Source organism: Micrococcaceae bacterium Sec5.8, assembly GCA_039636775.1.
In the GTDB taxonomy this organism is placed as follows: Bacteria; Actinomycetota; Actinomycetes; order Actinomycetales; family Micrococcaceae; genus Arthrobacter.
In genome coordinates this window covers 575434-595342 of the sequence record CP143429.1, presented here as the reverse complement: position 1 = coordinate 595342, position 19909 = coordinate 575434, and the positions used below count along the sequence as shown (strand labels likewise).

The following is a 19909-nucleotide window of genomic DNA, read 5'->3' as shown; positions in this document are numbered from 1 at the left end:
AAAGTGGCGAGGGCCGATCCGTGGCCGTTAAACGAGCAATCCGTGCTCTAAGAATGGTTATCGGCAGCGGTCAGCTGCGCGTTAGCAGAAATTTCCTCAGGTTTTCTGCAGGTTCACCGCCGGGTGTGGTGCCGCCGGGTCCCGGGATTTTTGGGCGCGGCCTGTCAGCCGTTGACGTCGAGGTACACAGCACCGGAGGGGTCCCCGATGCCGGGGACGGAGGAGACCGCCTGCAGCTGCCGGGCCACATCCGAGCGGGCCTCTTCGAGTCTCCGGGCCACCCGGTCCTGCGCAGCAGAGAGCGCCAGGGCGCGGCGGCGGGCCACGGCGGACAGGGGCCCCGGGGACACCGGCGGCTGCCAGCGTTTCTCGGCCTGCGGCTCCGCCCCGGCCTGGGGTGCGGCGGACAGCGGGCCCAGCGGGTCCTTCAGGGTCCGTTCAGCGGCGCCGACCGCCATCTCAAGCATGTCAAGCACCGCGTTCCAGGCTGCGAGTGCGGTGTCCGTGCCGGCGGCCCGGTTCAGCGTCGTTTCAGAAAATTGCATGCCGGCTCCCCCTGCTTTGGTTTCCATATCGGCCCAGTCACCCAAAACCGAGGCTCCCGCTGCCGGATCCGGACTGGGCATTCCAGGCGCCGGACGACGCGAAACCGGAAGGGCCGGTAGTCGCGAAGGCCGGAGCCCCGGCCGGGGCGGGGGTTGGAACGGCTGCGGCGGCGTCGTGCCAGGCCTGGCGCAGCGGCTCAAGCAGCTCGATCGCTTCCCGGGTGAGTGCGGCGTCGCGTTGGATGTTGGCGTTGATCAGGGCGGTGGAGACGTAGTTGTAGACACCCAGCAGCCCGTCGGCGCCGTCCCACGCGTCGGTTTTCAGCGAGGAGGACAGTTCCGTGACGATGGCCTGGGCGTGGAGCAGGTTTTCCGTGGCGACCGGCCAGTTGGCGCTCTGTTGCGCCGCTTCCGCCCGGCCGAGGTCCAGCAGGAGCCGGTCGTAGAGCATGGTGAGCAGCCGGGCCGGCGGGGCCGAGAGGACGGAGTCCGCGAGGTACTGGTTGCGCTGGGCGGTGTTGCCGTAGCCGGCGAAGGACGTGGTAGTCATGCTGAGCTACTTCCTGAGAGGCCTGCGAGTTGGGAGGAAAGCCAGGCCTGTTGGGCCTTCATGTTGCTCAGCGCCACTTCCAGGCCCGAGTAGGTTCGTTGCAGGGTGGCTTTGCGGGATTCCAGCCGGGTGTCCCAGTCGCTGATGCGGTCGGTAAGGTCCTTGACCTCGGTCTGCTGGCCGGTGATTTTGTTGGTCAGCGTGCCGGTGTACTTGTCCGAGGCGGTGGTTGCTGCCGCAGCGAGGCGGGTCGCAATTTCCTGGACTTTCGCCTGCACTCCGGCCGGGTCGGCGGCGAGGGCTGCGGCGAACTTCTTGTCGTCGAATTCCATGCTGCCGGTTTTGGTGATGCTGATGCCGATTTCCGACGGAGAGCGGGGCGGTGTGCCGACCGGCAGGGAGGCGGCCGAGAGCAGCGTTTGGTTCATCGACCGGATGGTGCTGTCGCCGGCAAAGACCCCTGCGGAGGTCGCGGAGCCGCCGGCGCCGCTGACGGCGCTTTTGCTGGCCACGAGGGACAGGACACCGTTCAGCCCGGCCACCAGGTCGGAGGCGAGCTTGGTGATGCCGGCGTCGTCACGGCCCACGGTGAGGGTAACGGGAGCGCCGGTGATTTCCTTGGCGGTGAGCGATACCCCGGGCAATACGTCGGCGAAGGTGTTGGTCGGGGACTTCACCACCTGGGCGGCACCGGTGCCGGGCCAGAGTTCGATTTCCGCGTCCTGCGCGGCCTTGACGTTGGTGAACGCGGTTCCGGGATCGGTGATGGTGAAGGCGCCGGCTTCACCGGGTTTCGTCGCGGCGAACTGCAGGCGGAATTCACCGCCGCCAACGGCCACCTTGCTGGCCACCACGCCGGCTCCGGCGGCGTTGACCGAACTTACGACGTCGTCAAGGGAGCTGGTCAGCGGGGTGACGGTGTAGCTCTGCCCGCCGCTGGTGATGGTCATGGTGGTGTACGGCCAGCCCACCACTTTGTTCGTCACAGCGACCTGTGTTTGGGCCAGTTTGGTGACGGTGAAGTCGATGGAGCCTGCCTTGGCGGCCGCGGTGGTGGTGGCGGTTACCTTGTCGCTGCTCAGGGTAGCGGCGAAGAGGTCCAGGGCACCGGGCTTGGCGGCGGCCGAGGCCTGGGTGGCGAGCGCAGCCACCTTCGTGTTCAGGCCCTGGAGGGCGGACACCATGGTCTGGATCTCGTACGACTTGTTCTTCAGCTGTGTCTGCGGGATCGCTTCAACCTGCATGAGGGAGCCGATCAAGGCCGTGGTGTCGAGTCCGCTGGCTAGCCCGTCAAGGGAGATTCCCATGGCTGCCGCTCCTTGCTCTCTGGTTCGTGCCGGTTTTTCGTTCATTCAGGAGCTGCGCGTAAGGGCCGGACGATGGATTGCTCGCATCGTCCGGCCCTTCCACAGCGAACTGACCGGGAGTGGTTCTCTTATCCGATCAAGGGCGGCGGACTCACTTCTTGACTGCTAGTCCACCCGAACCGGTTTAGCGCAGGAGCTGGAGAACGCCCTGGCCGGACTGGTTTGCCTGGGCCAGCATTGCGGTGCCGGCCTGGGACAGGATGTTGGACTTGGTGAACTTGACCATTTCCTCTGCCATGTCCGTGTCGCGGATACGGGAGTTGGCAGCGGACAGGTTTTCCTTGGAGACGTTCAGGTTCTTGATGACGCTCTCGAAGCGGTTCTGGCTGGCACCGAGTTCCGCACGGGCGCTAGAGACGGTCTGAATGTTGGTATCCAATGCCGCGATGGTCGTCAGGGCCGTCCCTGCATCCTTGAAACCATCCGTGGCTGCAGTGCCGAGGGCGGTGACGGCAGTTCCAATTGCTGCGACGTCCATGAACTTCACAGCGATCTGGTCGGAAGCAGCGACGCTTCCGGCGCCGACCTGGAAGGTCAGTGAGGTGGTTACGCCGTCAAGCAGATTCTTGCCATTGAAGTTCGTGGACGCACCGATGCGGGTGAGTTCCTCACCGAGTGCCTTGACTTCCGTCGTGATTGCCTCGCGTGACTTGACGCTGTTCGAGTCGTTGCCGGCCTGAACGGCCAAGTCGCGAACACGCTGCAGGATCGAGTGAACCTCGTTCAAGGAGCCTTCTGCGGTCTGGATGACGCTGATGCCGTCCTGGGCGTTGCGGGCAGCAACTCCCATGCCGTTGACCTGGGACTTCAGGCCTTCGGAGATAGCCAGGCCGGCCGCGTCGTCACCGGCGCGGTTGATGCGCAGGCCGCTGGAAAGCTTCTCCAGCGACTTGGACAGGTCGTTCTGGGTGTTGCTGAGGTTGCGGTAGGCGTTGTTGGCAGCCAGGTTGGTGTTGATCTGCATTCCCATGATGTTTCCTCCATGATGTGGGACGGTGTGCGATGGCCCATCCGTGGGCCTTCAGGAGTAGCTATCGCCGTTTAGGCGAAGCAGGTAAGCAGAATTTGAAAATTGTTTTCCCGCTGGCTAATTCCCCCCCCTTACAACACCTTTCCCGCCCTATTCCGGCTAACGGATCCACTTCACCGGCCGATAGTTTCTACGAACCCTGCTGATGGCCGCAGCTGACCCTTATGTACTGCACGCCAGGCACACCACCGCGTTAGCCACTAAACGTTTGTCACCAATAGAGGGAGCCGTCCGGACCTATGGCCATCCACGAACTTTCAGCCCTGCTGTGGCGGGAGCGTGAACTCCTGGACGTTCTCACCTTCAAACTTGAGGAAGAGCAGCTGCTGCTCACCTCGGGAAAGTCCCGCTGGCTGCCCCACGGCACCAAGGAAGTCGAGCAGGTCCTGGCCCACCTCTCGCAGGCGAGCCTGGCCCGCACTATCGAGGCCGCCGTCGTCGCCGAAACCTGGGGGCTGCCCACAGACGTCTCCCTCGGCGAACTGGCCGCAGCTGCCCCGCAGGGGGCCTGGTCCGAGATCCTCAGCGCGCACCTGAGTGCCATGACCAAGCAGACGGCCCTGATCAAGGAACTGCGCGATTCCAACGAGCAGTACCTGCGCACCGCCGTCCGGTCCACCCAGGAGTCCCTCGCGGATCTGCGGCCGACGGCGGCAGCCGGCACTTATGACGCGCACGGCAAAACCGCCGAGACCGCCGGTTCCCGCATCTTCGACCAGCAATTCTAAGGACGCGATCATGAGTACCTTTGGCGCCCTGAACACCGCCTACCGCGGCCTGACCGCCGCCCAGCAGGGCATGAACGTGGCCGGTCAAAACATCGCCAACGCAGCCACCGAGGGCTACACCCGGCAGCGTGTTGAGCAGTCCTCCGTCGGGGCGCCCACCCGGGGCCTCTTCAGCGGCGGGCTGCTGCAGGCGGGCCAGGGCGTGTCGGTGGACTCCATCGCCCGGCTGGGCAGCAGCTTCCTCGACGCCGGGGTCCGCTCAACAGGCGCGCAGGCCGGCTTCGCGAGCGCCCGGTCCGCCGCGCTGCAGGGCATTGAAGGCGTGCTGCAGGAGCCGGGCGACAACGGCATCTCTTCGGCGCTTCATGATTTCTGGTCCGCCTGGCAAGGGGCGTCCAACAATCCCGGGGATGCGACGGCCAAGGGACAGGTCCTGGCGGCAGGCAACGATCTCGCCGCCAAGGTCTCCTCCTCCTACCGCGCGTTTGAAGGGCAGTGGAGCAGCGTCCGGGCTCAGGCACAGGAATCCGTGGACACCGTCAATGCTGCCGCCTCGCAAGTGGCGGCCTATAACACCACGATCCGCTCCACCCTCGCCGCCGGGGGCTCTGCGAATGAACTGATCGACGCCCGGGCCAAGCTCACCGAAACCATCTCCCGGCTCTCCGGCGGCACTGTTCGGGAGCAGGCTGACGGCACCGTTGACGTGCTGGTGGGGGGAAATGCCCTCGTCACGGGCGGTTCCGTCCGGACCCTCGCCCTGTCCGGATCCCAAGGCGCGGACAAACTCGGCGCCACCGTCCAGCTCGAATGGGCGGACCGTCCGGGCGCAGCCGTCGCTGATATCAGTGGTTCAATCGCCGGCGCCTTGTCCGTCGTCGCCCCGGCCGCCAGAGGCGGTGCTATCGCCGCGGCCGCCGTGTCGCTGAATTCATTCGCCAGCAAGCTCGGGGACACGGTGAATTCCGCCTATTCCGGCGGGCAGACGTCCGACGGAACAACGGTCGGCAACTTCTTCAATGTCTCTGCGACGGATCCGGCCCGCAGCCTGAACGTCGTCCCCACCGAAGCTGCCGGCGTCGCCGTCGGGACAGCGGGCCAGGGAAAGCTGGACGGAAGCCTGGCCGACACGATCTCCCAGCTCGGATCCGGCCCCGGAGCTCCGGACAACACCTGGGCAAATATCGTCACCGGGATCGGCGTGCAGTCACGAGGTGCCCAGCAGCACGAGGCACTGAGCTCCGCGGCGGAAATCTCCGCGCAGGGCAGCCGGGCCTCGCAGGCGTCCGTGAGCCTGGACGAGGAAAACGTCAACCTGCTCACCAACCAGCACGCCTACCAGGCCGCGGCCCGCGTGATGAGCGCCGTCGACGAGGCCCTGGACGTGCTGATCAACCGCACCGGACTGGTAGGAAGATAGCCATGCTGAACCGCGTCACGAACCTGACCATGAGCACCACCGCCCAGCGCACGCTGCAGACCCAACAGTCCCGGCTGGCCGGGCTGCAGGAAAAAGCTACGTCGCTGAACAAAATCTCGCGTCCCTCCGACGATCCTGCCGCCACCGGAGAAGCCCTCCGTACCCGCGCCGAGCTCGCTGCCAACGCCCAGTATGGCCGCAACATTGACGACGGCGGGCGCTGGCTCGACGCGGCCGATTTGGCTCTGGAGAACGCCAACAACCTGCTCAACAAGATCCGCGACCTGACAGTCCAGGCCGGCAACGGAACGTTGAACAAGGCCGGCAAGGACGCCATCGCGTCCCAGCTGGACGGTTTGAACCAGGATCTGCTCGCCACCGCCAACGCGAAGCAGTCGGGCCGCAACATCTTCGCCGGCAGTTCCGACGCCGCGGTCGCCTTTGGCCCCGCTGACCCGTCCACCTACAACGGGTCCGCTAACGGCTCGGTGGAACGGCGCATCAGCGCCGGCCAGACAGTCCGGGTCGATGCCGACGGGGCGAAGATCTTTGGTGCGGGCACCACGTCCGTCTTCACACTGGTCAGCGGCATGGCTGCCACCCTGCGGGCCGGCGGCGACATCACTCCGAAGCTGCAGGACGTGGACGCGGTCTTGTCCACCGTCATCTCCGGACGTGCTGAAATAGGAACACGACAGGCGCAGCTGGAACGCGCCGGATCCGTCAACACAGAATTGGAGGCCACCTTGGACGCCAAGCGCAATGGCATTGAAAAGGCAGATCTCAGCAGCGTCATCATGGACCTGAAACTCCAGGAGACCAATTACCAGGTGGCCCTCGCCGCCACGGCCCGGGTTCTGCAGCCCACCCTGATGGACTTCCTGCGATGAACACGCCGGTGGCTGATGCACCCGTGACCAACACGCCCGTGACGTTCACCGCACCCATGCCGGGTCTGGAAAGCGTGCGGGACTTTACCCTGCGCAGCGTCGACGGCGCCGCCGGGCTCTACGCGCTGGAGGCAGGTTCGCCCGTCCCGCTCCGGCTGTTCCTCGCGGACGCCGCCGTGTTTGTGCCGGCTTACGCCCCGCCCGTGCCTGCCGCCGTACTGGAAGCCCTGGACGTAGAGCCCGGCGGGACACCCCAGGTGCTCGTGGTGATCAATCACTCCGCCGGCGGGACCACCGTGAACCTGATGGCCCCGGTGGTGCTCAACCCGGCCAACCGCCGCTGCACCCAGCTGGTCCTGGACGGCCGCGACTACCCGCTCCGGGCCGACCTCAGCTCGCTCTGACGCTTTTCTCCGCGAGCGCGGCTCACCAGAAATGCGCGACGTCGATCACCAACCGTGAGCCCGCGTCCGGACCTGCCAAGGCGAACACCTGGAACGGCAGCCGGGCCCGGACGCCGATACCGAGGCTGGAATACCCTTCAAAGCTGCCCGCCCAGGCCACCTGCCGGAACGTCTGGTAGCCGGTGAGGTCACTGAGTTCCTTCGGATCCGCCGGGCTGTACGTGGCGGCGCCGTTGCTGTCATAGGCCGGGGCGTTAACTGTGACCTGGAGGAACGCCTGGCCGCGCAGCGGAACAGGAAGGCCCGAGCCGTCCTGCGTCACCTGCGGAACGTACCGGACGGTGTAACCGCCCACCGGCCCATTGAGGTCGATGACCAGCCGGTCAAAGCAGTAGTGCTGGCCGGTGCGGACATTTCTCACCTGGGCCTGGCTCATGGCCGGGTCCGCTTTGCTGAGCGATCCCCACACCAGTCCGCAGTAGGGGGCCGCCGACGCAGGGCCAGGCGCCACCAGCCCCGATCCGACCGCCATCAGGACCGCTATCAGCCATACCCGGAACTTCTTCATTGTGGGCCGCCCCCCGAGAGTTGAGATAACTCCAGAGTACGAGCGTTGAGGGGCTGAATCGAGGGGCCAGCTCCATCGGCGTCGAAGCGTTAGACCGGGGCGGAGCCGGTCACGGAACGGTTGCACCGCCGTCGTCCGCGGGAGTGGCAGGGCCGGTGAAACGGCGAAGCGCCGGTCCTCCAGCGGGTCCGGCGCTTCGCGGTGCGTTGCTGTGTTGCGTCAGTGCAGTGAAGCGGTGGTGCGCGGTGGAAGGTCCCCTAGCCTTCGCAATCGCGGCAGAACTTCAGGCCGTTCTTTTCCTTGGCCACCTGCGACCGGTGACGGACCAGGAAGCAGGAGGAACAGGTGAATTCATCGGACTGCTCGGGAACAACAATGACCGTCAGCTCTTCACCGGAGAGATCGGCGCCGGGCAGGTCGATGCCTTCGGCGGTATCGTTCTCGTCGACGTCGATCACAGCGGTCTGGGCGCCGCCGCCGCGGGATGCCTGAAGGGCCTCCAACGATTCGGCCGGAGACTCTTCTTCGGTCTTGCGGGGTGCGTCGTAATCGGTTGCCATGTGGGGTTCACTTTCGTTGCTGCGCAGCGCCAATTCAGGCACCTCAGTGAAGCAGTTTAGGACATTATGCCCGCAGTCGAGGAAAAGTGTGGCCAACCCGACACTTTGCGTCGGAAACCCCGGAGCCGGCCGTTCAGGCGACCGGCCAGACGATGAGCGTTTTCCACTTCGCCGGGTCAGGCTCCGCCGCAGGATCGCTGAGGTAGTACTCCCACATGGCATCGCCGGGGGCGGCTCCGTCGGCCTGCATCCTGGCCATCACCGCGCTGTATGTTTCCGGGAGCGACTCGTACGGACCCACGTGCATGGCTTGGAAGGCCCGGCCGGACGGGAGGGTTCCCGCGGTCACCCCGCCGTCGCTTCCGCCGGGAAACGGCGCCGCCACGGGGAAGCCCGCCTCGACGTCGACGACGTCGGTCGGCATTCCGCGGTACATCGCGAACGGCGGCCCTGCCAGCTGGACGTGCTGTTGTTCGGCGGCCGCGGACACCAACCCGTAGGCCCGGTCGAAGAACCCGCGCAACTCCGTCATGGGGACGGTCTCGCGCAGCACCGCCGTCGGCTGTTCCTGGAGCTGGGTGGACTTGATGTCCGGTGTTGTTTCCGGAGTCGATTCAGTCATACGCCCAGACTCTGTCGTGCGGTTTCCGCGGACTAGGGCCTAACGGCCCGCTCGCCGGCGTCCGTGCGCTGGGCCGCGAACAGGTCCGTTCAGTCGATCACGGACAGATCGGGTACCCATTTTTCCTGGGATTCCCCGGCCTTGAACATCAGAATCCACACGCCGTCCTGTTCCCCGTGGATGTTCATGAACGGGGTGTACGCGAACCAGAACTGGGTGCGGGCCCCGGTCGACGTGCTGCGCATCTGGACAATCTTGAACGTGAGCTCCTCCCAGGACCCGTCCATGGGGAGGAACGTATTGGATTCGTCCTCCACCGTCATGCCCGTTGATTCCGGGAGCCCGGAGGCGTCGAGTGCGCCGGTGGCTGCGGGAACCGAGGAAACGTCCGCGTAGGCCCCGGTAAAGAGCGGTGAGACGCGGATCGGAGCCATCTTCGCGTAGTTTCCGCCCGCGGCCATCGCCGTCGCCGCCTTCAGGAGCTGGTCATTGACCACCTGCTCTCCGGTGTCCGAGCTGGACACCTTCCTGGCGGCCGGGAGCTTGGGGTCCGGGCTGTTGCCGGCCGCCCCCGCAACGGCGCCCCCCGGATACACCTCGCGAAGGAAGGCCCCGTAGGCCAGCTGGTCGTCGCGGCTCTGCTGTTGGAACGCGGCCACGTCCATGGCCTCCAAAGCACTGACCCTGGATTGCTGCTCGGCTGTCAGGGCTTGGAAGGGAGCGCTGTCTTTCAAGCTCGCCCGGGCCGCTCCGGCGGGGGCGGATGCGGCGGGGGCGGATGCGGCGGCCGGGATTCCGGCCGTGGACGACGCAGGGGTACTGCCAGGGGCGGGCACACCGGCCGGAGCGGAGGTTCCGGTGGTGCTGGCGGCACCGGGTTCGGTTGACGCGGCGGCGCAGCCGGAGAGAAGGGCGGCGACAGTGAACGCGGTGGCACTGAACGCGGCGGCAGTGAACGCGGTAGCTGGGCACCGGCGTCGGCGTCTTTCGGTCATGGTGTTCCCCCAACTGTTGCTGGCCCACGGGTTGTCCCGGGTGGCCATGTTGCCCAACAGATCCGGCATCGGATGCCTAAGTGTCGGATGCCTAAGTACGGAGATGCGGCATCGCAATGCTACGGACATTCTCCACACTTTCCCGATTTTTGGCCACGGTGGGCTCCAAGGTGATGGGCGTCGCGTTGGATCATCCGCAGGGAGGATCGAGACTGGCCTTGCGGCTCGATCCGGACAAAGCATCAGCACTCCTGCACGAAAAACCCCTCCGTTCCGGGCGACATCACCGGAACGGAGGGGTTCGTGGGGCCCCCTGTCGGATTCGAACCGACGACCCCCGCTTTACAAGAGCGGTGCTCTGGCCAACTGAGCTAAGGAGGCATTCCTGCGCCAGGCCCGCGCCGGGCCGCGCGGGCCTGGCGCAAGTGCGCTAGATAAGGTTAGCCCACGATCGGCCCGGGGATAAAAACAGGCCCGGCTCCGGAAGAATCCGGAACCGGGCCTGTTGTTTGCCGGCAGGGCTTCCGGTTACTTCTTGGCGTCGATGGCGGCCTGCAGGAACTGATCGAACGGGGTCTGGGCACTGTCGCCCTTGCCCCACTGCTTGCCTTCGACCAGGACCGTCGGCGTTCCGGTCACACCGATGGATGCGGCCTGCTGGGTGGCGTATTTGACCCACGGGCGGTACGTCTTCCCGTCCACGCAGGTGTCGATGCTTTTGGCCCCGGCGTCGGTTGCCATCTTCTTCAGATCCGCATCGGAGATACCGGCGCTGCCTTCAGCAGGCTGCTTCTGGAAAAGCATGTTGACGAAGTCGGCGTACTTCTCCGGCGACTCGTTCACGACGCAGGCCGCTGCGTTGGCTGCACGGGAGGAGTAGTTAGTGGTGGAGCGGGTGTCAAGGAAGCCCAGCGGACGGTATTCCACGGTGATCTTGCCCTCGTTGCGGAGCTTCGTGAGGGTCTCGTTGTACTGGGTCTCAAAGTTTTTGCAGACCGGGCAGATGAAGTCGATGAAGAGGACCACCTTGACCGGCTTACCGGCCTCGGCCTCTGCGCCGGGGGCGGTGATCTCAGCCGGCGGGGTTTCCGCCGGAGCGGACAGGTCGGCGATCCTGACTGTGCCAGGCTCCGTCTTGGCCACCTCGGAGTTCGCCAGGAGGGTCACGCCGCCGTAGACGTTGCCGTTGGCGGGTGTTGGCCCCTCGTCCGCGACCGGAGCGTTCTTTTGAATGTTGGAGGTCACTACCAGCGCCACCACCACAATGATGGCCACGACGGCGGCAACGATGCCCCAACCAATCAGCAGCTTGTTGCGCTTCTCCTTCTTCAGCTGCGCCTCACGGATTTCACGGGCTTTCTCGCGGGCCGCGGCAGTTCGCTCTGACTTGGACTGACGGGGGTCGTTAGCGGGGCTCATTGGTTCCTCGGGTCGATCGGCCGGTGACATCCACTTCGGTGGCAGTTCATCATTTTAGGGGAGAAAACTGGGAACTTGCGCTTTCAACTTTCCTCCCCGCCTCCTAACGGACGAATAGCCCAGAAGATTCCGCCCGGCTAGGGTGGACAAAAGCCATGAGCGAACCCCAGGGGGCACCAATGCAGGCAGCCAAACAGGCCGAACCGGATCCAAAGTCCGAGGGCGCGAGCAAGACCGATCCGAACGCGCAATATGACTTTATGGTGGTCTCCAACCGCATGCCGGTCGACCGCTGTGACCCGGACGAGCCCGGCTGCGAAGGCGGCTGGCGCCGCTCCCCCGGCGGCCTGGTAACTGCCCTTGCGCCGATGATGACGAAGACCGACGGCGCGTGGGTGGGCTGGCACGGCGCCCCGGACGAGCAGCTCCAGCCTTTCAGCCACGGCGGCATCGACCTCGTGCCGGTCCAGCTGAGCACCCAGGACATCGAGTTCTACTACGAGGGCTTCTCCAACGCCACGCTCTGGCCGCTCTACCACGACGTGATCGCGCCGCCGGAGTTCCACCGGACGTGGTGGGACTCCTACCGCAAGGTCAACCGCCGGTTCGCGGACGCCGTCATCCACCACGCCGGCCCCGGCGCCACGGTGTGGGTCCAGGACTACCAGCTCCAGCTCGTGCCGAAGATGCTCCGCGAGGCGCGTGCGGACCTGAAAATCGGCTTCTTCAACCACATTCCCTTTCCGCCGCCGGAGATCTTCGCCCAGCTGCCGTGGCGCCGGGCCATCATCGACGGACTGCTGGGCGCTGACCTGGTCGGCTTCCAGCGCTCCAGCGACGCCGGCAACTTCATGCGCTCCGCCCGCCGTTTCCTCGGGGCCAGCGTCAAGCAGCAGCAAATCCACGTCAAGGGCTCCGACGGGAAAACCACCCATATCGCCCGTGCCCAGGCCTTCCCCATTTCCATCGATGTCAAGCAGATCAGCGAGCTCGCACAGAAACCTGAGATCGTCGAACGGTCCCGGCAGATCCGCCGGGACCTCGGAAACCCGAAGACCATCCTGCTCGGCGTCGACCGGCTCGACTACACCAAGGGCATCCGGCACCGGCTCAAGGCCTACGAGGAACTCCTGGCCGACGGCAAGGTCACCGTGGAAGATGCCGCCCTCATCCAGGTCGCCAGTCCCAGCCGGGAACGGGTGGAGCAGTACCGCCTCCTCCGCGAAGAAGTGGAGGGCACGGTGGGCCACATCAACGGCACGTACGACACCATGCAGAACACCGCCGTGCGCTACCTGAACCACAGCTACCCCGTCGAGGAGATGGTGGCGCTGTACCTGGCAGCGGACGTCATGCTCGTCACCGCCTTGCGGGACGGCATGAACCTCGTGGCCAAGGAATACGTCACGGCCCGCACCAACAACGACGGCGCCCTGGTGCTCAGCGAGTTTGCCGGTGCCGCAGACCAGCTCAAGCAGGCGCTGCTGATGAACCCGCACGACATCGACGGCCTCAAGGACACCATCATGCGGGCCGTCAACATGCAGCCGGCCGAGGCGGGGCGCCGGATGCGTGCGATGCGCAAACAGATCCTCGATCACGACGTCGACCTCTGGTCCTCGGACTTCCTGAGCGCCCTCGAAGAGAAGGTAATCCGCGATGACTCCTGACCCATCCCCCGGGCAGACGCCACTCTCGCTCTCCCCGGAGCTGCTGGAGGCGCTGCGCCGCGTCGCCGGCACCGAACAGCTGCTGGTGGCAATGGATTTTGACGGCACCATGGCACCGCTCGTGGACCACGCCGGCGACGCCCGCGCCCTCCCCCGCTCCGCCGCAGCCTTTGCCGCGCTTGCCGACCTGCCGCGGACGACGACGGCCCTCATCTCCGGGCGGGCGCTGGACAGCCTGCGGGCGGTCGCCTTTCCCCCGGCGAAGACGCTGCTGATCGGAAGCCACGGCGCTGAAGCCTGGCTGGGCCCCGGCTCCGCGAAACTGGAACTCGATGAACCCCGCCGGGCGTTGCTCGCCGAGGTCCGGCAAGAGCTGGAGGGGATCGTCGGGGTAGCTCCGGGCACACTGCTGGAGGACAAGCCGGCCGGCGTCGTCCTCCATACCCGCCTGGCCGAGGACGACGTCGCCGAGGACGCCGTCGCCGCAGCCCGGGCCGTCCTGCAGGACAAGCCCGGCGTTTTCCTCAAGGCCGGCAACCGCGTGCTGGAGACCTCGGTGATCCACGCGTCCAAAGGGGAGGGTGTGACCTTCCTGCGCCAGGCGACCGGTGCGACTGCCACGGTGTTCGCCGGTGACGACACCACGGACGAGGACGCCTTGGCCAGCCTGCTGCCCGGGGACCTCGGCGTGAAAGTGGGCCTGGATTTCACCCAGGCGCAGTTCCGGATCGAAGCCCCTGTCTATGTCTCCGAGCTGCTGGAAGCCCTGCTGAGGGAACGGAAGCGCGCCCTCGGCATGTGAGGGTCAGCGGCACTGCGGGCCCAACGTAAGCCCCATCACGTGTGAAATCGCCAACATTTCGCCCCGTTTACCAAACATCTGACATACTCTTGTTGTGATGTGGCGCACAAGTACCGTGCGGCATCATTGGATACTCCTCGGCTTCGGCCGGGGAGTATGCGCACGACCAGGTGCTGAGAACCGAGTAACAACTGAATTAACAATTGAACAATAAGACCATTCACTACGGATCGTCCGGCACGTACCTGCCGGTGAAGGGATTGATAACTGTGGCTACAGTTACTTTTGACAACGCAACTCGTCTGTACCCGGGCACCGAAAAGCCCGCTGTTGACAAGCTCAACATTGAAATCGCCGATGGCGAATTCCTGGTCCTCGTAGGACCCTCCGGCTGCGGCAAATCGACCTCCCTGCGCATGCTTGCAGGTCTTGAGGACGTCAACTCCGGCCGGATCCTCATTGGCGACCGCGATGTCACCGACATCCCGCCGAAGGACCGCGACATCGCCATGGTGTTCCAGAACTACGCCCTGTACCCGCACATGACGGTCGCAGACAACATGGGCTTTGCTCTGAAGATCGCCGGCGTCAGCAAGGAAGAGCGCGCCGAGCGGGTCCGTGAAGCCGCCAAGCTGCTGGACCTCGAGCCGTACCTGGACCGCAAGCCGAAGGCCCTTTCCGGCGGCCAGCGCCAGCGTGTGGCCATGGGCCGCGCCATCGTGCGTAACCCGCAGGTCTTCCTCATGGATGAGCCGCTGTCCAACCTTGACGCCAAGCTCCGCGTGCAGACCCGCACGCAGATCGCGTCCCTGACCCGCCGCCTGGGCGTCACCACTGTGTACGTGACCCACGACCAGGTCGAGGCCATGACCATGGGCGACCGCGTCGCCGTGCTGAAGGATGGCCTGCTGATGCAGGTTGACACCCCCCGCAACCTGTACGACAAGCCGAAGAACGTCTTCGTGGCCGGCTTCATCGGCTCCCCCGCGATGAATCTGCTGGAACTGCCCGTCGTCGACGGCGGCGTCCAGTTCGGCGGCACCATCTACCCGGTGCCGCACGACGTCCTCGAAGCGGCCACCGGCAAGACGGTCACCCTCGGCTCCCGGCCGGAAGACCTCGAGACGGTGCCTCAGGGTGAAGGCCTGCAGGTGGAGGTCGACGTCGTCGAGGAACTCGGCGCCGACGCCTACGTCTACGGGCACACCATGCTGGACGGCACCAGCCACGACATCGTGGCACGCGTCGACGGCCGCCGCCCGCCGATGAAGGGCGAGACCATCTACGTCCGCCCCCAGTCCGGCCACGTGCACCTGTTCGACACCAAGACGGGCCTGCGCCTGGGCGATTAATCGCCACCGGCACCCTGACCTCGCTCCAGGCAACGCTGCGCAACTGACGGCGGTCCTCCTATGGGAGGGCCGCCGTCAGGCGTTAAATAACCTGTTGGCCGGCGTCCGTTAGGGCAGCGGCGCCCAGTACGGAAGAATTGGCTCATGACCGAGGAATACGCCAGCACCGAGGAAAACAGTGCCCAGTGGCACGACGAACCCACCGACTACGGCCAGATCGGCAAGCTGCCCCGGTTTGAAGCCGCCAGCGCCAATGACAGCAAGGCCCCCATGGCCTCGAGCTCGCTGAGCATTACCGCTGCCGCCACCGAGCCCGAACTCCTGGACCTGCCGTGGCATATCGCCCTCGAGGACTGGCCCGCGGAACACCTCGCCGCTCTCCCTCGCGGCATTTCCCGCCACATTGTGCGGTTCGCCCACCTCGGCGGCTCGGTCATTGCCATCAAGGAAACCTCAGAGCACGTGGCCCGCCACGAGTACCACATGCTCCGCAAGCTTGCCCGGCTGGATGTGCCCTGCGTGGAGCCGGTCGCCGTCATCACCGGCCGCACCACCCCCGATGGGCGGCCGCTGAACCCCGTGCTGGTCACCCGGCACCTGAAGTTCTCGATGCCCTACCGCGCCCTCTTCTCCCAGATGCTGCGCAAGGACACCCTCACCCGCCTGATCGATGCCCAGGCCCTCCTGCTGGTCCGCCTGCACCTGATCGGCTTCTACTGGGGCGACGTATCGCTCTCGAACACCCTGTTCCGGCGCGATGCCGGCGCGTTCGCCGCCTACCTCGTGGACGCCGAAACAGGTGAGCTCTATCCGGACCTCTCCACCGGCCAGCGCGAATACGACCTGGAGATCGCCCGGGTCAACATTGCCGGGGAACTGATGGACCTGCTCGACGGCGGACTCATCGAGGAAAAGGTGGACCCCGTCGCCACCAGCGAACTCATCATGGACAGCTACCGGCGGCTGTGGACCGAGCTGACGGAGAAGGAATCGTTTGAGATCGGCGAACGCTGGCGGGTCGCGGCCCGCATCCGCAAACTCAACGAGCTGGGGTTCGACGTCGAGGAGTACGCGATCAAGACGACGCAGAACGGCTCCACCATCCAGCTCCAGCCCAAGGTGGTGGATGCCGGCCACCACCAGCGCAGGCTGCTGCGCCTGACCGGCCTGGACGTCCAGGAGAACCAGGCCCGCCGGCTCCTGAACGACATGGATTCGTTCCGCGCGGATAACAACCCGGGGATGGATGAGGAATACAGCGCCCACTTGTGGGTCAGCCAGATCTTCGAACCGATTGTCCGTTCCATCCCGCGGGACCTGTCCGGGAAACTGGAACCGGCGGAGGCAGTCCACGAGATCCTGGAGCACCGCTGGTACATGTCCGAAAAGGAGAACCGGCACATTCCGCTGGCCGAGGCCGTGCAGTCCTACATCGACTCCGAGCTCCGCCACCGCCGGGACGAGGCGGCGATCATGCTGAACCCGGACACCGAACTGCTCAAAATTCTTGAGGTGGAAACAGAGGAATCCCGCTACGGCGCGGATGAGTCCGACGACGAATATCCCGACTCGAACGACTGACCGGACCCGTCCGGCGCACCCGTCACCAGTCAGGGGCGGCCGGTCCCGGGCCGGCGCGTCGATCCCGGGCCACGCCGTTGTGGCACAGCTGCGCTAAATCGCCTTGCCGGGGTTCAGGATGCCGGCCGGATCGAACAGTTCCTTGATCCGGCGCTGCAGTTCGCGCACGGGTTCCTTCTGTTCAAGCCCGAGCCAGCGCAGCTTGAACTGGCCGATCCCGTGCTCACCCGTGATGGTGCCGCCCATCGCGAGGGCAACGGTGATGGATTTGTCCAAGGCCGCTCCCAGCCGCTCCATGGCGCCGGCGTCGACGGCTCCGTCCACCCGGTCCACCCAGAAGGTGGGATGCAGGTTCCCGTCGCCGGCGTGCGCCACGACTTTGAGGTTCACCCTGTTCGCCGCCGCCATGGCCTCCAGTTCGGCGACGTAGTCCACCAGCCGGGAGCGCGGGACGGCGACGTCCTCGCCCACGCGGTATTCGTCGTCGACCTCCACGCCGCGGCTGTTGCGCCGCAGTTCCACAAGCTGCTCTGCCTCCGCGCTGGCTTCCATGGTCACCACAGCGCCGCCCGCCACGAGAACGGGCCGGATGGCGGCCGCCTCGGCCGCCGCACCGAACCCGTCGGTCTGGATCAACAGCAGGGACTGTCCCCTGGCGGCGAGGTCCGAGCCGTGCATCTCATCGAGCTGGGCCAGGGTGCCGCTGTCGAGCAGTTCCATGATGGCCGGCTGCACCCGCGCTTTGCCTACAGCGAGGACACCGGCCGCGGCGGTGCGGAAGTCCGGGTAAAAAGCGGCGATCGTGTGCACGTCCTGCGGGAGATACTTGAGCCGGACGGTGACACCGACGACGATTCCCAGCGTCCCCTCGGAGCCGACGAACAGCCCGGTGAGGTCGTAGCCGGCGACGCCCTTGAACGTCTGGTGGCCGGTGTGGATGAGGGAACCATCCGCCAGCACGACGTCGAGTGCCAGCACGGAGTCCCGGGTCACCCCGTATTTGGCGCAGCGCAGGCCGCCGGCGTTGGTGGCAACGTTGCCGCCGATGGTGGACATCCTGTAGCTGGCCGGGTCGGGGGCATACATCAGGCCGTGGGCCGCGGCAGCGGCGTTGAGGTCCGCGTTAATGACCCCGGGTTCGACGACGGCGGTCTCGTCATCAGGATTGAGGTCAAGGATGCGGTTCATCCGTTCCAGGCTCAGCACGATGCAGCCCTTGCTCGCATGGGCGCCGCCGGACACACCGGTCCCGGCGCCGCGGGCCACCAGCGGGACCCCGAGGGCGGCGCAGGCGCGGACGGTGGCCTGGACGTCTTCGACCGATTCGGCCCGGACCACGGCCAGCGGCAGCTGATAGTCCAGCACCGGTGCCTGATCCACGGCATAGACGGCCAGCGTGGGGTCATCCAGGTCGACTTTCGCCGGTCCCAGGACAGAGGTGAGCTCGTCGATGATGCTCATGCGGTCTCCAGTTCGTTGAATCCGGCCTTCAGTCTAAGCCGGGACCGCAGCCGGAGTGCTTAGGGCTGCGTGGTGCCGGGCAGAACCCAGACGGCGGAGGCAGGACCGCGGGTGCAGATCAGGGCGGCTGCATTGGCGCCCTCCGCCGATACCTGCCCGGCGGCGAACGCGGGAGCGTCCGCGAGTGCCCCGAGCTGGGCGCCGGTGAGCATCCCCGCCGGCAGTGCCACATCCGCCGCCGCCCGGGTGACGACGACGAGCACGGAGGTCCCGGCTGTTTCCCGTATAAACACGAGCGCATCGCCCTCGGCGTGCAGCCACCGGATCCCGCCGCCGGTCAGGGCGGGCTGGTCCCGGCGCAACGCAGCGAGGGCAGCGTAGTCGGACCGGAGGTCATCAAGGACCCGGTCCGGATCGTTCCAGGGCATCGGCGTCCGCGAAGCCTCCCCGTTGTCCCCTTTGAGGCCGAATTCATCGCCCGCAAACACCACGGGAACACCGGGCAGCGTGAACATCAGCACGGCCCCGAGCCGCTGCCCGCCGTCGATCATGACGGTGGCGGCCCGCGCCGTGTCGTGGCTGTTCAAGGCGTTCATGTTCTGCTGCCGCACGCCCCAGCTGAAGGCGGCGGCCAGGTCCAGGTGGGTGGCCAGGAAGTCCTCGGCGCCGGTCCGGTTGGGTCCGGCCAAAGGCGTGCCGAAGAAATTGACGTGCGGGGCGTCCCCGGCGAGCCAGGACCAGAGCGGCCGGGTGAAGTTGGAGTACGTCATGGCGCCGTGCCAGTGTTCACCGCTGAAATCCGGCGCAGCGTCGTTGGTGGCCTCGGCCAGGAGCGCCGCCTCGGGGTTGATCTCGCGGACCCGGCCGGCGATCAACCGGGCGACGTCCTGGTTGAGGTCCGTGGCCCCGAGCCGTCCGGTCATGTTGCCGACATCAATCCGCCAGCCGTCCAGGCTGAACGGCGGCTTGAGCCAACGGGCCACGGGCGAGTCCTCTGACAGGACGAACCTCTGCTGGAGCCCTTCCGATGACCAGTTGAGTTTGGGCAGCGAGGACACGCCGTACCAGGCCTCGTATTCGCTGTGGTCCCCGTTGAAGTAGTAGTAGCCCGCTTCCGCGGCGTCCGGTTCCGCGAGGGCCCGCCGAAACCATTCGTGGGCGTCGCCGGAGTGATTGGCGGTGAGGTCGCCCATGACCTTCAAACCGCGGGAGTGGGCGGCCTCCACCAGCTCCACGAGGGCTTGGTCCCCGCCGAGGAGCGGATCCACGGACGAAAAGGTTGAGGCGTCATAGCGGTGGTTGGAGCGTGCGGGGAAGAACGGCGTCAGGTAGATGACGTCCGCGCCGAGCTCCTGGATGTGGTCGAGTCTTTCGGTGATGCCGGCGAGGTCTCCGCCGTAGAACTGGTACGGGGTGTCCGGGCCTGTCCCCTGCACCGGGGTGGCGTCCCAGCTGCAGGGGACAGCCCAATCGGGGACGTGTTGCGCCGCGGCCGGGCCCTCCGCAGGCGCGGCAGATCGGGCAAAGCGGTCCGGGAAGATCTGGTACATCGTGCCGGTGCGGAGCCACTGCGGCGCTGCCGGGAACGCGGTGAGGCGGAAGTCCGCATAGTCGGAGACGTCCCGGCTGAATAGACCCTGCGCGTTCAGGCTCCAGTAGCGTTCCCCGGCCTCCAGCAGGAACCGGTACCGGGCCACCGGGTTGGTGACGGTCATGGGCGCCTCCCACCAGGCCCAGCCGTCGGCCTCGCCCGAAGCTGCGCAGGGCTCATAGCGGGGCTCACCGTCGTGGATCGAGCGGAGCCAGACCCTGGTGGCCCGTCCCCACCCGGCAGGAACCCGGACCCGCAGCAGGGCCTCGTCGCCGAGCGCCACCTGCTGCGGGGCGTACAGGCCGGAGCCGTCGTGGTGCGGCAGCAACCCGGCCCTCCCCTGCCTGGTCATGC

19 protein-coding genes and 1 tRNA gene are annotated in these 19909 nt (G+C 66.3%); 8 read left to right on the top strand and 12 right to left on the bottom strand.

Going from position 1 to position 19909, the window contains the following annotated elements; genetic code table 11:
• Nucleotides 1–164 precede the first annotated feature (164 nt).
• The 4 genes from VUN84_02810 to VUN84_02795 all read right to left on the bottom strand — a co-directional run bounded on the left by VUN84_02810 (nt 165) and on the right by VUN84_02795 (nt 3432).
• Complete coding sequence (locus VUN84_02810; GenBank protein XAS64623.1) at nt 165–545, bottom strand: hypothetical protein; 381 nt, start codon at nt 543–545, stop codon at nt 165–167.
• Between the two features lie 37 nt (nt 546–582).
• Nucleotides 583–1095 (bottom strand): flagellar export chaperone FliS, encoded by a 513-nt coding sequence (gene fliS, locus VUN84_02805; protein ID XAS64622.1) that lies wholly within the window; start codon nt 1093–1095, stop codon nt 583–585.
• Nucleotides 1092–2402, bottom strand: a complete 1311-nt coding sequence (gene fliD / locus VUN84_02800) for a flagellar filament capping protein FliD (protein ID XAS64621.1) — start codon at nt 2400–2402, stop codon at nt 1092–1094. Before fliD ends, fliS begins: the two co-directional genes overlap by 4 nt.
• 184 nt (nt 2403–2586) lie before the next feature.
• Nucleotides 2587–3432 (bottom strand): flagellin, encoded by an 846-nt coding sequence (locus VUN84_02795; protein ID XAS64620.1) that lies wholly within the window; start codon nt 3430–3432, stop codon nt 2587–2589.
• A 299-nt stretch (nt 3433–3731) separates the two neighbouring features.
• Here VUN84_02795 and VUN84_02790 point away from each other — a divergent pair, with 299 nt between their 5' ends.
• Genes VUN84_02790 through VUN84_02775 form a run of 4 tightly spaced genes read left to right on the top strand, consistent with a single transcriptional unit; the run spans nt 3732 to nt 6934 of the window.
• Complete coding sequence (locus tag VUN84_02790; protein ID XAS64619.1) at nt 3732–4220, top strand: flagellar protein FlgN; 489 nt, start codon at nt 3732–3734, stop codon at nt 4218–4220.
• 10 nt (nt 4221–4230) lie between these two features.
• Nucleotides 4231–5640 carry a flagellar hook-associated protein FlgK gene (gene flgK / locus VUN84_02785; protein ID XAS64618.1) on the top strand — a complete coding sequence of 470 codons (1410 nt, stop codon included), beginning with the start codon at nt 4231–4233 and terminating at the stop codon, nt 5638–5640.
• Between the two features lie 2 nt (nt 5641–5642).
• Nucleotides 5643–6530: a flagellar hook-associated protein FlgL gene (gene flgL / locus VUN84_02780; protein XAS64617.1), complete on the top strand. Its 888-nt coding sequence runs from the start codon at nt 5643–5645 to the stop codon at nt 6528–6530.
• A gap of 23 nt (nt 6531–6553) precedes the next feature.
• Nucleotides 6554–6934, top strand: a complete 381-nt coding sequence (locus VUN84_02775; GenBank protein XAS64616.1) for a flagellar assembly protein FliW — start codon at nt 6554–6556, stop codon at nt 6932–6934.
• A gap of 22 nt (nt 6935–6956) precedes the next feature.
• Here VUN84_02775 and VUN84_02770 read toward each other — a convergent pair whose 3' ends face one another.
• The 6 genes from VUN84_02770 to VUN84_02745 all read right to left on the bottom strand — a co-directional run bounded on the left by VUN84_02770 (nt 6957) and on the right by VUN84_02745 (nt 11098).
• On the bottom strand, nt 6957–7502 hold the full coding sequence (locus VUN84_02770) for a hypothetical protein (GenBank protein XAS64615.1): 546 nt from the start codon (nt 7500–7502) through the stop codon (nt 6957–6959).
• A gap of 257 nt (nt 7503–7759) precedes the next feature.
• Nucleotides 7760–8062 (bottom strand): DUF4193 domain-containing protein, encoded by a 303-nt coding sequence (locus tag VUN84_02765; GenBank protein ID XAS64614.1) that lies wholly within the window; start codon nt 8060–8062, stop codon nt 7760–7762.
• Nucleotides 8063–8195: 133 nt separating this feature from the next.
• Nucleotides 8196–8684 (bottom strand): GyrI-like domain-containing protein, encoded by a 489-nt coding sequence (locus VUN84_02760; GenBank protein XAS64613.1) that lies wholly within the window; start codon nt 8682–8684, stop codon nt 8196–8198.
• An 89-nt stretch (nt 8685–8773) separates the two neighbouring features.
• Nucleotides 8774–9748 carry a hypothetical protein gene (locus VUN84_02755; protein ID XAS64612.1) on the bottom strand — a complete coding sequence of 325 codons (975 nt, stop codon included), beginning with the start codon at nt 9746–9748 and terminating at the stop codon, nt 8774–8776.
• 235 nt (nt 9749–9983) lie between these two features.
• Nucleotides 9984–10060, bottom strand: a tRNA-Thr gene (locus VUN84_02750).
• 147 nt (nt 10061–10207) lie between these two features.
• Nucleotides 10208–11098, bottom strand: coding sequence for a DsbA family protein (locus VUN84_02745; protein XAS64611.1), 891 nt, complete (start codon nt 11096–11098; stop codon nt 10208–10210).
• A 260-nt stretch (nt 11099–11358) separates the two neighbouring features.
• Here VUN84_02745 and VUN84_02740 point away from each other — a divergent pair, with 260 nt between their 5' ends.
• From VUN84_02740 to VUN84_02725, 4 genes are all read left to right on the top strand, one after another.
• Nucleotides 11359–12768 carry a trehalose-6-phosphate synthase gene (locus VUN84_02740; protein ID XAS65740.1) on the top strand — a complete coding sequence of 470 codons (1410 nt, stop codon included), beginning with the start codon at nt 11359–11361 and terminating at the stop codon, nt 12766–12768.
• The gene (otsB, locus tag VUN84_02735) at nt 12758–13570 is read left to right on the top strand and encodes a trehalose-phosphatase (GenBank protein ID XAS64610.1); all 813 of its coding nucleotides are present in this window, start codon (nt 12758–12760) and stop codon (nt 13568–13570) included. The genes VUN84_02740 and otsB overlap by 11 nt, the downstream gene beginning before the upstream one ends.
• Before the next feature lie 269 nt (nt 13571–13839).
• Nucleotides 13840–14922 (top strand): sn-glycerol-3-phosphate ABC transporter ATP-binding protein UgpC, encoded by a 1083-nt coding sequence (ugpC, locus tag VUN84_02730; GenBank protein ID XAS64609.1) that lies wholly within the window; start codon nt 13840–13842, stop codon nt 14920–14922.
• 144 nt (nt 14923–15066) lie between these two features.
• Nucleotides 15067–16503, top strand: coding sequence for a DUF4032 domain-containing protein (locus VUN84_02725; GenBank protein XAS64608.1), 1437 nt, complete (start codon nt 15067–15069; stop codon nt 16501–16503).
• Nucleotides 16504–16596: 93 nt separating this feature from the next.
• Here the strand turns inward: VUN84_02725 and VUN84_02720 are convergent, their stop codons facing one another.
• Nucleotides 16597–17964 carry an FAD-binding oxidoreductase gene (locus tag VUN84_02720; protein ID XAS64607.1) on the bottom strand — a complete coding sequence of 456 codons (1368 nt, stop codon included), beginning with the start codon at nt 17962–17964 and terminating at the stop codon, nt 16597–16599.
• A gap of 59 nt (nt 17965–18023) precedes the next feature.
• Nucleotides 18024–19907 carry a glycoside hydrolase family 13 protein gene (locus tag VUN84_02715; GenBank protein ID XAS64606.1) on the bottom strand — a complete coding sequence of 628 codons (1884 nt, stop codon included), beginning with the start codon at nt 19905–19907 and terminating at the stop codon, nt 18024–18026.
• Nucleotides 19908–19909: the final 2 nt, after the last annotated feature.